This is a genomic window from Paenibacillus sp. J31R120 (genome assembly GCF_056269225.1).
The window spans coordinates 293,910-306,587 of the sequence record NZ_JBWDNN010000003.1 but is presented as its reverse complement, the minus strand read 5'-3'; the positions used below and the strand labels follow the sequence as shown (position 1 = coordinate 306,587).

14 protein-coding genes are annotated in these 12,678 nt (G+C 55.0%); 9 read left to right on the top strand and 5 right to left on the bottom strand.

Annotated features, from left to right (window positions below; genetic code table 11):
• Positions 1 to 28: 28 nt before the first annotated feature.
• From AC0YNW_RS13770 to AC0YNW_RS13760, 3 genes are all read right to left on the bottom strand, one after another.
• On the bottom strand, positions 29 to 1,957 hold the full coding sequence (locus AC0YNW_RS13770; RefSeq protein ID WP_475832479.1) for a glycosyl hydrolase family 18 protein: 1,929 nt from the start codon (positions 1,955 to 1,957) through the stop codon (positions 29 to 31).
• 166 nt (positions 1,958 to 2,123) lie between these two features.
• Positions 2,124 to 2,417, bottom strand: a complete 294-nt coding sequence (locus tag AC0YNW_RS13765) for a YxcD family protein (protein WP_116044589.1) — start codon at positions 2,415 to 2,417, stop codon at positions 2,124 to 2,126.
• Complete coding sequence (locus AC0YNW_RS13760; RefSeq protein WP_387473481.1) at positions 2,417 to 2,869, bottom strand: hypothetical protein; 453 nt, start codon at positions 2,867 to 2,869, stop codon at positions 2,417 to 2,419. Before AC0YNW_RS13760 ends, AC0YNW_RS13765 begins: the two co-directional genes overlap by 1 nt.
• Positions 2,870 to 3,003: 134 nt before the next feature.
• Here AC0YNW_RS13760 and AC0YNW_RS13755 point away from each other — a divergent pair, with 134 nt between their 5' ends.
• Positions 3,004 to 3,531 (top strand): DUF309 domain-containing protein, encoded by a 528-nt coding sequence (locus AC0YNW_RS13755; protein ID WP_475832478.1) that lies wholly within the window; start codon positions 3,004 to 3,006, stop codon positions 3,529 to 3,531.
• 77 nt (positions 3,532 to 3,608) lie between these two features.
• Here the strand turns inward: AC0YNW_RS13755 and AC0YNW_RS13750 are convergent, their stop codons facing one another.
• Both AC0YNW_RS13750 and AC0YNW_RS13745 read right to left on the bottom strand, forming a co-directional pair.
• Complete coding sequence (locus AC0YNW_RS13750) at positions 3,609 to 4,166, bottom strand: beta-class carbonic anhydrase (RefSeq protein WP_387473477.1); 558 nt, start codon at positions 4,164 to 4,166, stop codon at positions 3,609 to 3,611.
• An 11-nt stretch (positions 4,167 to 4,177) separates the two neighbouring features.
• Complete coding sequence (locus tag AC0YNW_RS13745; protein ID WP_475832477.1) at positions 4,178 to 4,513, bottom strand: iron-sulfur cluster biosynthesis family protein; 336 nt, start codon at positions 4,511 to 4,513, stop codon at positions 4,178 to 4,180.
• Positions 4,514 to 4,640: 127 nt separating this feature from the next.
• Here AC0YNW_RS13745 and AC0YNW_RS13740 point away from each other — a divergent pair, with 127 nt between their 5' ends.
• The 8 genes from AC0YNW_RS13740 to AC0YNW_RS13705 all read left to right on the top strand — a co-directional run bounded on the left by AC0YNW_RS13740 (position 4,641) and on the right by AC0YNW_RS13705 (position 12,673).
• Entirely contained in the window at positions 4,641 to 6,155 is a 1,515-nt protein-coding gene (locus AC0YNW_RS13740; RefSeq protein WP_475832476.1) for a carboxypeptidase M32, read from the top strand.
• A gap of 157 nt (positions 6,156 to 6,312) precedes the next feature.
• The gene (locus AC0YNW_RS13735) at positions 6,313 to 7,323 is read left to right on the top strand and encodes an ABC transporter substrate-binding protein (RefSeq protein ID WP_475832475.1); all 1,011 of its coding nucleotides are present in this window, start codon (positions 6,313 to 6,315) and stop codon (positions 7,321 to 7,323) included.
• A 27-nt stretch (positions 7,324 to 7,350) separates the two neighbouring features.
• Complete coding sequence (locus AC0YNW_RS13730; protein WP_475832474.1) at positions 7,351 to 8,148, top strand: ABC transporter ATP-binding protein; 798 nt, start codon at positions 7,351 to 7,353, stop codon at positions 8,146 to 8,148.
• A 91-nt stretch (positions 8,149 to 8,239) separates the two neighbouring features.
• Positions 8,240 to 9,037, top strand: a complete 798-nt coding sequence (locus tag AC0YNW_RS13725) for an ABC transporter permease (RefSeq protein WP_475832698.1) — start codon at positions 8,240 to 8,242, stop codon at positions 9,035 to 9,037.
• Between the two features lies 1 nt (position 9,038).
• Complete coding sequence (locus tag AC0YNW_RS13720; RefSeq protein WP_475832473.1) at positions 9,039 to 10,070, top strand: aromatic acid exporter family protein; 1,032 nt, start codon at positions 9,039 to 9,041, stop codon at positions 10,068 to 10,070.
• Positions 10,071 to 10,278: 208 nt separating this feature from the next.
• The gene (locus tag AC0YNW_RS13715) at positions 10,279 to 10,848 is read left to right on the top strand and encodes an outer spore coat protein CotE (RefSeq protein ID WP_387473463.1); all 570 of its coding nucleotides are present in this window, start codon (positions 10,279 to 10,281) and stop codon (positions 10,846 to 10,848) included.
• Positions 10,849 to 11,038: 190 nt separating this feature from the next.
• Positions 11,039 to 12,433 (top strand): putative amidoligase domain-containing protein, encoded by a 1,395-nt coding sequence (locus AC0YNW_RS13710; protein ID WP_475832472.1) that lies wholly within the window; start codon positions 11,039 to 11,041, stop codon positions 12,431 to 12,433.
• Between the two features lie 81 nt (positions 12,434 to 12,514).
• The gene (locus AC0YNW_RS13705; RefSeq protein WP_475832471.1) at positions 12,515 to 12,673 is read left to right on the top strand and encodes a hypothetical protein; all 159 of its coding nucleotides are present in this window, start codon (positions 12,515 to 12,517) and stop codon (positions 12,671 to 12,673) included.
• The last annotated feature ends 5 nt before the right edge of the window (positions 12,674 to 12,678 follow it).

Below are 12,678 nucleotides of genomic sequence, written 5' to 3'. Positions count from 1 at the left end.
GCATCTGCTTATGGCATCTTGCCTATAATTATTTGGCTCTAAGCACTTTCGTCCAGAGCTCCGCATCCTCGTAGCCAAGCCGCCATGCGGCAACGCCTGCGAGATCGTATTTCTTGGCAATGGCTATTCTGGCAAGTACGGTGTCATGCGTCTCTGCCCAGAATACATGGGTATAGCCGTCTTTGCTGTACGTATACTTCCATTGCCCGGATACCGCGTCGAATTCACCTTTGGCGCCAGTATCGGCAATGAGCTTAGGCAGCTCCTTCATAAAGATGGCGCGATTGTCGACCAGCTTGCCGTCGGGCGCGATCCGCCATTCTCTGACGTAGAAAGGCATGCCCAGCATCAGCTTGCTGCGCGGAATGCCGTAGTCAAGGTATTGCTTGACGCCTTCCTCGACCCACTTCAAGCCCGCGACGGAGCCGGGCTTGTCGCTGCCCTTCCAATGCTCATCATAAGCCATAATGATGACCGTATCCACAATGGCGCCGATAGCGGCATGATCGTAAGCGGTCAGATGGTTCCAGCTAACGCTGCCGCGCGGCAAATCAATCGATACTTTCAGCCCTTTGGCATGAGCCGCAGCTGTCAGCTTCTTCACGAAAGCGGTGTAAGCTGCCCGATCGGCGCCGGCCACTTCCTCGAAGTCGATATTGATGCCGTATACGCCAAGCTCAGCGGAACGCTTGACAAGCGCGTCGATAAACTTCTGCTGAGCGGCAGCGCTCTTCAAGAACTCGGTCGTCATCTTCCGGTCGAAGCCGTTATGAAGCAGCGGTGTGACCAGAATGCCCTTGTCCTTCAAAGCTTTGACTACAGCGGGGTCAGACATATCCTTCATCGTACCGTCTGCTGCGGTCAGCTCGAACCAAGTCGGCGAGTCAATCGTCAAGCCTTGTGTATTGGCGACATGATTCATAATGGTGGAGCTGGCGCTGCTGCCGTTCCAGCCTAGAATCTGCAGAGACTTGACATTATTCCATAACGCGCGTCCGTCTAGCGTGCGTATCGTGATGTTGGCATAATACTTCGCATAGGAGAGCGCCGAGTCTATTTGATGGAATGTCTTGATTTTCCGGTCGCCCTGGAATACTTCCAGGTACGAGTAGCTCGACCACAGCGCTGCGCCGTTCTGCAGCACTTCCGCATTTGCTAGCGTCTTGGCATATTTAACGGCAGCGTCAAGGCTGATATAGCTCTTGATGAGCTTGCCGTTCTGCTTAACCTCAAATGCCGGAACGTTGGAATGCACAACCTCATTCCGTACCGTATTCACAACCTGGCTGTTCGGGATATCGGCCGAAGCCGCGACCGCGTTTTTCAGGAAGGAGTACAGCTTGGCATCCGCTGCCGGTTCGCCATTCACCACGAGCTGGTAGACGGCTGCTGCCGAGCTTTGCGCTTTCACCTGGGCTGCGGTCAGGTTATCCCAGATCCACTTGTTCGTGGATAGGTCGATAATATGCGCGTTGCCCCATTTCGCCGCTTCCTTCTTGGCTTCATCAAGCGTATGGAAGGACCAATTCGGCAATGTTTTGTCGCCTTGATAGAGTTGGTATCTAGGATAGTTTTCATAGACCCAGCCCACATTTTGCAAATCGCGGATATGTACATCCTTCAGGTACTTCGCTGCGTTCAGCGCTTCCTGATAGGTACGGAACTCCAGCTTCGTATTGGATTCACCGCGTTGGTACACCTTGTACCTCGGGAAGTTGTTCCATAGCCACTTGCGGTCTGCAATCTGCTCGACATGGCTGTAGTTGAAGCTTTGGGCATACCGGATGGCATCGGCTTCCTTTGCGAATTCCTTGAGCGCCTTGTCATACTGGTAGACCCGATACTTGGTAGCTTGCGCTGCTTCAGCGATATGGGCGCCAGGCGTCAGGAACGACTGGAGCAGCAGAATGAGCGCCACCACCATGCTTATTCGTTTTGCGTTACGTATTAGTACCACACTCCTCTCGTAATCTACTCTATTAGACGCGGAAGAGGAGGGAGGAGTTGCTATAAAAACAGAATGAAAATAGTGGCAGCAAATAAAGCGTTAAAAAACTGGCTTGCTTGCAGGGAACAAAAAAAGCAGCGCTCGAAAGCGCTGCTTCTTGATCATTGCCCTGGTGCTATTGATCTGCAATATCCGCAAAAAATTCGCCTGCATCCTCGTCAATATCCAGCTTGATATCGGAGCGGAAAACTCTGCGATTGTAATGCGAATGCATGTATTGCTCGATCGACTCCAGCAAGTTGGATTCAATCAGGTATTGACTGCGGCCGGAAACCCAAAGCTCTGCGGTGTAGCCGTACTCTTCATCCCAGGAGAGCTGCACTTCGATCTCGCTAGGCTGTACGCCTCTGCGCTCGGCGTAGTTCAGGCATACTGCATTTATAATCTCATCGGTGTAGATTCTCACGATTAGTAAGGTCTCCGTTGATCAGGCGTACCGTTGTTATTATTGTTCTTATTCTTGTTGTTGCGCAGGTACACCCAGGCAACGCGAATGAGCATAATAACCGCGAAGATGGCCATCACGTTAATCAGTAGTCCCAAAATCTCGCCGAAAGCGCCCATGCCGCCGAACAATCCGCCGAACAGCATACCAGCAAGACCGCCGATCATAAGACCTTTCATCAAGCCGCTGCCGCCGAACAATCCGCCGGACTTCGCAGCGCCGCCAGTAGCGCCGGGAGTTGCCCCCGCTTTTGTGCCCGGATTGGACTGGTTGACGTTGTCCGTCTTCTTAGGCGTTTGGGTGAAGCTTTGTTTTGGCGATTTGAAGCCGCCGCCGCGTTTGGCGTCTGCTACTTGTCCGAAACCGAAGCTCAAGAACAGTGTGAGAGCCAGCATTACGAGAATTCCTTTTTTCATTATGATCTTTCTCCTCCTGCTTGGTGATGTGCATATATTGCTATCATCCTGAAATACGGCTAAGATGAACGAAGGTTTCATTTTTATAAAATATTTTTTGATTTTTTTCGGAAACGGACAGGAGGGACGCTCCTATGGGCAAATACCCTGATGCTTATATTGCGTATCTGGTTGAATTTCATGCAACGCGCGACTATTTCGAATGCCATGAGCTGCTGGAGGAGTATTGGAAGGAGCATCCGAATGACGGCATGGGCGATACCTGGGTCGGGCTGATTCAGATTGCGGTCGGACAATATCATGAACGGCGCGGGAACAGGCGAGGAGCCGCCAAAATGTACGAAAGCGCAGAACGAAAGCTTTCGGATGAGCAGCTGATGCAGCTTGGTGTGGATACCCGGTCGCTCCGTGCTCAGCTGCAAGTACGCCGGGAGGCTGTAGAGTCCGGTACTTCGTTCGAGGACATCGCGTTCAAGCTGTGGGATGAAGAGCTGATTCAGCTGTGCAGGCAAGCTTGTGATATCCGGGGACTCATTTGGGGAACGGCTAGTCCCATGAAGGACGAAGAGATCATCCACCGCCATCTTCGCCGGGATCGTACGGAGGTTCTTGCCGCCAGAGAGGAAGCCTTATGGAAGAAACGGGCTGATAGACAGTCTTAATCGTAATCGCTGCATGATTAGAAGAGGGAGCGGCCGCCGGCTGCTCCCTCTTCTTTATGTATAGTAATGTAAGGCGCTTATTCGCCTTTGTCGATCAGCTCCAGCTCGCCTGTATCGGGATCGATAATCAAGCCGTGAACCAGAATGTTGGCGGGAAGAAGCGGATGATTGCGAATGATGCTGACGCTGTTCACGACGCTGTCCCTCACGTTGTCGAAGCCTCTTAGCCAGCGGAGCAGATTGACCCCGGAATGCTTCAATGTCTCGATGGTGGATTCCGGCACGCCGCGCTCGGTCATATGCTGGATAATCTCTTGCGAATTCAGACCTGTCATACCGCAATTGTGATGGCCCACGACGAACACTTCATCGGCTTGAAGCTCATATACGGCAACGAGTACGCTGCGCATGACGCTGCCGAATGGCTGGGTGATGATGCCCCCGGCGGTTTTAATCACTTTGGCGTCGCCATTTTTAAGATTCATCGATTTGGGCAGCAGCTCGGTAAGCCGCGTGTCCATGCAGGTCAAGATGACCATTCTTTTGTCGGGAAATTTGCTGGTTGCGTATTGCTCATATGCTTTGGTCGAGACGAATTGCTCGTTGTAGCTCAGGATGTCTTCGATTTTGCCCACTTGATATCCTCCTAGCTTTCGATTGACTGCAATGGAACGAGCCGCAGCTGAGTCGTATAGGTCTGATTGTCGCTGCGCAGCGAGAAGCTGTGGGTTGCCGGATTAAAGTCAACTTTTAACTTCGGTTCATAGAACACTTCATGCCTGGGCTCGTAGAGGAAGGGGAACGGGTCGCCGGCCGCTTCCTTGTCGTCAACTGTAGCCTCACGCACCAGCTGAAGCGCAGGCACGCCGCTCATGACGCAGCCGCAGCCTTCGGTATCATGCAGCAGCTTAAGCTTGGCCGTACCGTCCGCTAATAGCGGGGCCAGTCGGCTTGCGGCTGATTCTGTAAATGTAATATGCATTGAAAATCTCTCCTTCTCATGTTGCGAATGCCGGTCGTGCAGGTTTAAGATGATTATAAGGAGTGAATACTCCAAGATCAAGCATGCCGGGTGATTCGGTAGCCGGCGAGAGAGGCGGAATGGAAAAATGACGGAAGCAAATGGAACCGTACTGAGCCAATTCAGAGATACCGTACATAAAATTAAAAGCTATGAGGAAGCGCTTGGCGTTCTCTATTGGGATTTGCGCACCGGGGCGCCGCGCAAGGGAATGGACACACGCTCGGAGTCGATTGGCATCCTGTCGGCCGATATGTTCAAGGTGTCGACTTCGCCGGAGCTTGGCGAGCTGCTGTTGGCACTGGAAGAGAAAAGCGCCTATGAAGGGCTGTCTGAGATCGACCGCCGTCTTGTAACGGAGACGCGCAAGGAATATGACCGCAGTGTGAAAATACCGCCGAAGCTCTACCAGGAATATGTCGTACTGGCTTCGCAGTCGGAGAATAAGTGGGAGGAAGCGAAGGAGAACAACGACTATGCCGGCTTCCAGCCTTACCTGGACAAAGTCATCTCGTATACGAACCAGTTCATCGATCTGTGGGGAGTGAAGGACACCCGGTACGACGTCTTGCTGGATCAATACGAGCCGGGCATGACGGTAGCCCAGCTGGACAGCATCTTCGGCGGCTTGCGGGATCAGCTGGTGCCGCTGTCTGCTGCCATCGCAGCTTCTCCGCATCAACCTGATACGTCTTTCTTGCGCCAGACCTTCAACAAGTCTGCACAGAAGGAATTCAGCTTGTTCATTTTGAAGCAGATGGGCTACAACTTCGAAGCGGGGCGCCTCGACGAAAGTGCGCATCCGTTCGCGACAGGGCTGAACCCTGGCGACGTCCGCATCACGACCCGCTATCTGGAGAATGATGTGACAAGCGCATTGTTCGGCACGATCCATGAAGGCGGACATGCGCTGTATGAGCAGAACATTATGCCGGAGCTGACGAATACGACGCTGTGCACAGGCACGTCGATGGGCATCCATGAATCACAGTCGCGCTTCTGGGAGAATGTGATCGGACGCAGCCGTCCGTTCTGGGATCGTTACTTCGGCGAATTGCAGAATCGGTTCCCGGGACAGCTGGACGTATCCGTGGATCAATTTTACCGCGGCAACAATATCGTCCAGCCGTCGCTCATCCGTATCGAAGCTGACGAGCTGACCTACAACCTTCATATTATTATCCGCTACGAGATGGAGAAGCTGATCTTCAACGGCGGCGCGAAGGCTTCAGATCTGCCTGCGCTCTGGAACGACAAGTACAAGGAGTATCTTGGCATTACACCTCCGAACAACGCGGAAGGCGTTCTCCAGGATGTACACTGGTCGGGCGGCGCATTCGGCTACTTCCCATCTTATTCACTCGGCAATATGTATGCCGCACAATTCGCGGATACGATGGAACGGGAGCTTGAAGGTATGTGGTCGCTGGTCGGCAAAGGGGAGCTGCATCCGATCAAGGATTGGCTGGCGGAGCGCATCTATAAGTACGGCAAGCTCCGTACGCCGTCCGAGCTAGTGCAAGCCGTTACGGGCAAGCCGCTTGATCCGCAATACCTGGTCGATTATCTGACGAAGAAGTATACGGACATCTACAAGTTGTAAGAAATTGCATATAATTGAAGAAAGCCGGTTTGCGGTCGTCCTGAGACGAGCGCGGACCGGCTTTTTTGCGTTCGTGTCAACCTTGCTATCACAGCGCTGATGGCTCCCGCATAGGCTGTGGTACATCTATTTTTGCCTATTGGCGGGAGGTATGGTTATGAGCAAACGTGCATATGGCACGCTGCTGCTTGCATTTATGCTAGCGGCTGCTGCGGCCCTTGCAGGCTGCGGAGGGGGAGATTCGGACAAGAAGCTCATCCGGATCGGAGAGGTGACGCGATCGCTGTTCTACGCGCCGCAATACGTAGCGATTGAAAAAGGCTTCTTTGAGGAGGAGGGACTGAAGATTGAACTCACCACGACGCCGGGCGGCGACAAGACGATGACAGCGCTGCTCTCGAATGTGATCGACGTGGCGCTTGTCGGTTCGGAGACATCCATCTATGTCTATCAGCAGGGCGCAGACGATCCGGTCATCAACTTCGCTCAGCTGACGCAGACGGATGGCACTTTCCTTGTCGCAAGAGAGCAAATCGACCATTTCGATTGGAACTCGCTGAAGGGCAGCGTCTTCCTGGGCCAGAGAGTTGGCGGCATGCCGCAGATGGCCGGGGAATTCGCCATGAAGAAAAACGGCATCGATCCGCATCATGATCTGGAACTGATCCAGAATGTGGACTTCGCCAATATCCCGGCTGCCTTCTCGTCCGGCACTGGCGATTATGTGCAATTGTTCGAGCCTACGGCATCGATCTTCGAGAAGGAAGGCAGAGGGCATGTCGTCGCTTCCTTCGGTACGGAGAGCGGACTTCTGCCCTATACCGTGTTCATGACGAAAGGAAGCTTTATCGAGAAAAACGGCAAAGATGTTCAAGCGTTCACCAATGCCGTCTACAAAGCGCAAAATTGGGTTGCTGATCATAGCGCGGAAGAGATTGCCGATGTTGTGCTGCCTTACTTCGAGAACGTGGACCGCGATATCTTGGTAAGCTCGATTGACCGCTACAAGCAGCAAGGCTCATTCGCAACAGATCCGATTGTAGATGAGGCGGAATGGAACAATCTGATTGATGTCATCACATCCGCAGGAGAGCTGGACCAGCGGCCGGAGCATAGCGTCCTGGTGAATACCGAATTCGCCAAGGAAGCTATCGCTTCGGTGAAGTAGAATAATCGGATGCGAGGGGGCGATGGAATGAAGGATACTCCGGCGCTGGCGCTGCAGCGGCTCTCTCATGTGTATGTGAATGACAAAGGGGCATCGCTGGCCGTCGAAGGAATAGACCTCTCCGTAGCGCAAGGAGAGTTCGTCAGTCTCGTCGGACCTAGCGGATGCGGCAAGACGACGCTGCTCAGCTTGCTGGCAGGACTGTTCCCGCCGACAACAGGGGAAGTATTGCTCGGGGGAGAGCGGGTGAGCGGGCCTTCGTCTAAGGTCGGATATATGTTGCAGCAGGATTACTTGTTCCCTTGGCGCTCCATCAGGGACAACGCTGCTATCGGGCTTGAGATTAACGGCACCAAATCCCGCAAGACAATGGAAGCTGTGGAGGGATGGCTCACGGAGCTGGGGCTGGGTGATTCCGGTCACCGCTACCCGCATGAGCTGTCGGGCGGCATGCGCCAGAGGGTGGCGCTTGCGCGGACACTCGTGACGGAGCCGGATGTGCTGCTGCTGGATGAGCCGTTCTCGGCGCTCGACCTTCATATCAAGCTCCAACTGGAGGACTTGGTCGTACAGACACTCAAAAAGCTCGGCAAAACCGCCGTCCTGGTCACGCATGATCTGGCGGAGGCTGCGGCGATGAGCGACCGGATCATTGTGCTTGGCCGCAATCCGGGACGTATCCGCAAGGAGATTGAGGTTCCTGAGGAGATCAGATTGGCTGATCCGATGACGGCACGCAAGCTGGCGGGTTTTCAGACGCTTTTCGAAGAGCTGTGGTCAGAGCTGGATGCGGTTGATGGAGCTGGAGGTGAAAGCGATGAATGACAGCCATCCGGCTAAGGATGGAAGCGACAGGGAATACAAGGCAGATGACCAGCTGGGATTGTCCGGTATTCAGGAAGACCGGGTTACACTAATGAATGGCCTGTACGATAAGCATAAACGCAAATCACGATCATTGTCCTGGGCAGTGGGCACGACCCAGCTTACGCTGCTTGTGCTGTTTATTGGCTTGTGGGAAGCGGCAGGAAGGAATAAGTGGATCGATCCCCTTCTGTTCAGCTATCCCAGCAAGCTCTTCGATCAGATTCTCCGGACAGCAACGGACGGGACGCTGTGGCCTCATGTAGGGGCGACAGTGACAGAGACGATAGTGGGCTTCGCGCTGGGCACCATTCTAGGCACCGTCATTGCGGCTCTTCTATGGTGGTTTCCGTTTCTCTCCCGTGTGCTTGATCCTTATTTGGTCGTATTGAACAGCATGCCGAAGGTCGCATTGGGCCCCATATTTATAGTAGGTTTGGGACCGGGCTTCATGTCTATCGTCGCCATCACCCTGTCGGTAACGGTCATTATTACGACCATCAATATCTATAATCGGTTCCGGGAAATCGACACCGGCTACATTAAAGTCGTTCGCTTGTTCGGGGCATCGAGGCTCCAGCTGTTCCGTCTGGTCATTCTGCCCGGCTCGTTTCCTGTAATTATCGCGACGTTGAAGGTCAACGTAGGACTCGCTTGGGTCGGCGTTATTGTAGGGGAATTTCTGGTGGCGAGAGTGGGTCTTGGCTATCAGATTATATATGGGTTTCAAGTATTCAACTTTACGCTTGTCCTCTCCAGCCTTGTTGTGATTGGCATTGTCGCTACCATGATGTACCAGTTGGTCGCAGCGCTGGAGAAGCGGTTGACGGAGGGCTGGCGGGAACGGTAGGATGATGGAAGGAAATTATTCTACCGGATTAGAGGGCATCATCATGGGCATTAGGGTAATCAAAACAGCGCTGGCGGCAATCGCCGCGATCTATACCGCTTATTATTTGGGATTGGAGCCAGCCTTGTCTGCTGGCATGCTGGCTATACTCGGCGTTGAGGTGACGCGGAAAAAGGGGCTGAAGAGCGCCACTGCCCGGTTCGTCGCCTCGGTGCTGGGTCTTTTTTTCGCTTCGCTTATCTTTACGGTATTTGGCTTCCATTATTGGGCGGTAGCCATCTACATTCTCGTTTCGTTCCCGATCCTGTCCAGATTCCAGCTTAAGGACGGCATTATTACGAGCGCGGTTATCGTCTTTCACTTGTTCACGCATGGACAAGTTACCGCTTCCTTCCTGGGCAACGAGATTCTGCTGCTGTTCGTCGGACTCGGCTGGGCGACGGCCATTAACTTCATCTATATGCCCAAAGACGAGAAGGAGCTGCTGGCGGTGCGCTCGCAGCTGGAGCATGCGCTCAGCACAATCTTCCGCGAGATGGCTGCGACGCTGCGTGATCCGATTCATCTATGGAACGGCTCGGAGCTGCTTGATGCTCACCGTATTATAGAAGACGGGGCGAAGCGTTCCGTCCGCAATTCGGAGAACCGGCTATGGTACCAGGAGCCTTCGACCTACTGGCCGGGCTACTTCGAGATGCGCAGACAGCAGCTCTACTCGATCCAGCAGATGATTGCGGAGCTTGCGCTCGTCTACGAGAAATGGCCGCAAGGCGAGCTGATCGCCGAGCTGCTGGAACGGCTTGCCGGGGATGTCAAATCGGAAGTCTATCAAGGCAAGGCGGAGGGAATGGTATTCAACCTGATGCGTTCATTCCGGGAGATGGAGCTGCCGAAGACACGCGAGGAATTCGAGATTCGCGCGGCGCTGCTAACGCTGCTGCATGAGGTCGACCGCTACCTGGCTGTAGCGAAGCGCATGAAGAAAAAGCCCGTTCCGGCGGAAGGGGAAAAGAGGAAGAGCGGCTCAAATTAAGCTTCTTATCTCATATTTCGACCGGCGGCTGAATATAGATGTACAGAAGAAATGTTACCGACGGCCTTGCATTCGTTTCCTGCGGGGAATGGCGCTTTGCCGCAGGAGGCATGTAAAATAAATTTCGTTGATTAGACTCGTTTAATCAACAAACGCCTATGACCTGCATACACTTTAATTGAATGATTGTATGGAGGAGGTTAAATCAATGACTATTGCAGATAAACAGCTACAGTGCAGAGAAATTATTACTAAAGCTGTCTGCGGCAAAGGTCGTAAGTTTTCCACTGTAACCCATACCGTTACACCGCCTCACCATCCGACCAGTATTTTGGGCGCATGGATCATCAACCATCAGTATGAAGCGGTTCGTTCGGGCGACGGTATTGAGGTGATCGGTACTTACGATATCAACATTTGGTATTCGTACAACAAAAATTCGCAAACAGATGTAGCCAAAGAATCCGTACAATTCGTCGAAAATGTACCGCTCTCGTATGTAGATCCTAAACATAGGGTTGCCACGGAGGAAGTGTCTGCGGAAGTGCTCCAGGAGCCTAACTGTATCGAAGCGAATATCTCATCGAGCGGGCAAAACGTTATCGTTCGTGTAGAGCGTGAATTCGCGGTTGAGATGATCGCCGAGACGAAGGTATGCGTAGCGGTTATTCCAGGCGGTTGCGACGACCTGGATGACAAGGATTTGGATTTCAGCCTCGGCGATGACGATGGTGATTACGAGGACCTGGACGCCGACCTGCTGGACGACGAGCTGTAAGGGAATGAACTCTTCCGCGCTGGGAGCGGATAACGCAGTATATGCCGGATGTGCGGCAGATTCGAGGGCGAAAGCCCTCCTTTTTTTTGACCGCAGCCCTTTTTTTGGCGTGAAACCTGGCAGGAGACAGCGATGAAGCGGGCATACAAGACGGCTTCATACTAGCTTGAGGGGAAAGAGGCGGATGGCGATGGCAGCGACATGGCTATGGAGAGGGGAGGACGGCGACCTTGCCGGCGTACAGCTTGCAGAACCGCCGGAGGAGCAGACCGCGGGCAATGGGGCTGTTGCAGCCAGTGCCGGCTTGTGTGCGGGGGATGCGGTCATTGCATCGTCGCTGCGAGTGCCCATTTCGCCCGATGCGTTCGACGGTGTATGGGTCGTGAACGCAGGCGCGGCGCATGCCGCCCGCATGAGCACAGAGCAGCGATGCCGGTTATGGAAACGGGCAGGACTGAGCTGTTCGGAAGCGGGAGAAGCCGAGGCGAGACTATACCGCGTGACGGTGGTCAATCTGGAGCCCTATGCCATTAACCGGCTTGTGAATGGCCGCTCCCTGTCGCTGGCCGCCGAGGGATGGCCGGAGGCTCCGCCGCTGCGCCGCGTGGCGAGAGTCGCGGTCCGGGCGCTGTATGCGCTCGGGCTGGAGATCGGCGATGCCGAGGTATCCCTGAGCGACGAGGGGCGCGCCGCGATCGTGGCGGCATGGCCGCTTGCGGCGGATACGCTGCAAGGCGCGGAGCTGGCGCGGCAGTTCGCGGCGAGGTATGCCGCCGCTGCAACAGGGATGCAGGGGAGGCGGCTGCTTATCGGCGCCGACCCCGAATTTGCGCTGCTGACGCCGGCGGGCAAGCTGGCTCCGGCGTCGCGGTTTTTCGGCGAAGGCGCAAGGGGCGCAGCCGGCGCCGACGCGATGTACATCGGGCGGCGGCTGCTCTATCCCGTCGCCGAGCTGCGGCCCGAGCCGGCGGAGACGCCCGCCGCGCTCGCCGCGAATGTGCGGCGGCTGCTGGCGCGCGCCGCCGTGAAGATCGGCGACCCGGAGCTGCGCTGGGTCGCCGGGGCGATGCCCTTGCCGGGGCTGGCGCTCGGCGGGCATATCCATATTAGCGGAGCGCCGCTTACCGGCCGCTTGCTCCGCCTGCTGGACAGCTGCGCGGCTTATCCGTTCGCGCTGGTGGAGGACCCCGCCGGGCGGGGCCGCCGTCCCCGCTACGGCGCGCTCGGGGACTTCCGCCCGCAGCCGCATGGCGGGTTCGAGTACCGCACACTGCCGAGCTGGCTCGTATCCCCGGCAGCGGCGAAGGCGGCGTTTGCGCTTGCACTTCTGTGCGCACGGGAAGCGCTGCGGATGCCGCGCATTCCCGCTCAGGAGGAGCGCTTCGCGGAGGCATATTATACCGGCGACCGCACAGAGCTGGCCGGCTGCCTGGATGAGGTCGCGGATGCCGTGGCCGCGACGGAAAGCTACCCCGCGCTGGCCCGCTATATCGAGCCTCTGTTCGAATCTGCGCGGCAAGGGAAGACCTGGGACGAAAGCAAAGATATCCGGGCGAAGTGGCGCATACCGGTTCCCGTCGTATGAGGGCTCGTTCTGTTTTCAGAACGTTTATACCTCCTATCTCCTTTCTCCGGGTTATAGCCTAGACTCCTTCCGATTGGTATAATGAAGAGATGGTTTGATACCGGACAGAAGATTCAGCAACTGCGCTTGCAAGTGCAGAGGCGGGATTCTGCTGCGTTCGGACAACCCTATCTGATCAGACCGCTTAACAGGACAAGCCGCTTCAAGAAGCGGCGGTTCTTCATGCATACACGCCAGTGATGATC

Excerpts from the sequence above, each read along its gene's own strand:
- AC0YNW_RS13760 (WP_387473481.1), bottom strand. The coding sequence starts at position 2,869 with ATGAAAAAAGGAATTCTCGTAATGCTGGCTCTCACACTGTTCTTGAGC.
- AC0YNW_RS13755 (WP_475832478.1), top strand. The coding sequence starts at position 3,004 with ATGGGCAAATACCCTGATGCTTATATTGCGTATCTGGTTGAATTTCAT.
- AC0YNW_RS13745 (WP_475832477.1), bottom strand. The coding sequence starts at position 4,513 with ATGCATATTACATTTACAGAATCAGCCGCAAGCCGACTGGCCCCGCTA.
- AC0YNW_RS13740 (WP_475832476.1), top strand. The coding sequence starts at position 4,641 with ATGACGGAAGCAAATGGAACCGTACTGAGCCAATTCAGAGATACCGTA.
- AC0YNW_RS13735 (WP_475832475.1), top strand. The coding sequence starts at position 6,313 with ATGAGCAAACGTGCATATGGCACGCTGCTGCTTGCATTTATGCTAGCG.
- AC0YNW_RS13730 (WP_475832474.1), top strand. The coding sequence starts at position 7,351 with ATGAAGGATACTCCGGCGCTGGCGCTGCAGCGGCTCTCTCATGTGTAT.
- AC0YNW_RS13725 (WP_475832698.1), top strand. The coding sequence starts at position 8,240 with ATGAATGGCCTGTACGATAAGCATAAACGCAAATCACGATCATTGTCC.
- AC0YNW_RS13720 (WP_475832473.1), top strand. The coding sequence starts at position 9,039 with ATGATGGAAGGAAATTATTCTACCGGATTAGAGGGCATCATCATGGGC.
- AC0YNW_RS13715 (WP_387473463.1), top strand. The coding sequence starts at position 10,279 with ATGACTATTGCAGATAAACAGCTACAGTGCAGAGAAATTATTACTAAA.
- AC0YNW_RS13710 (WP_475832472.1), top strand. The coding sequence starts at position 11,039 with ATGGCAGCGACATGGCTATGGAGAGGGGAGGACGGCGACCTTGCCGGC.
- AC0YNW_RS13705 (WP_475832471.1), top strand. The coding sequence starts at position 12,515 with ATGAAGAGATGGTTTGATACCGGACAGAAGATTCAGCAACTGCGCTTG.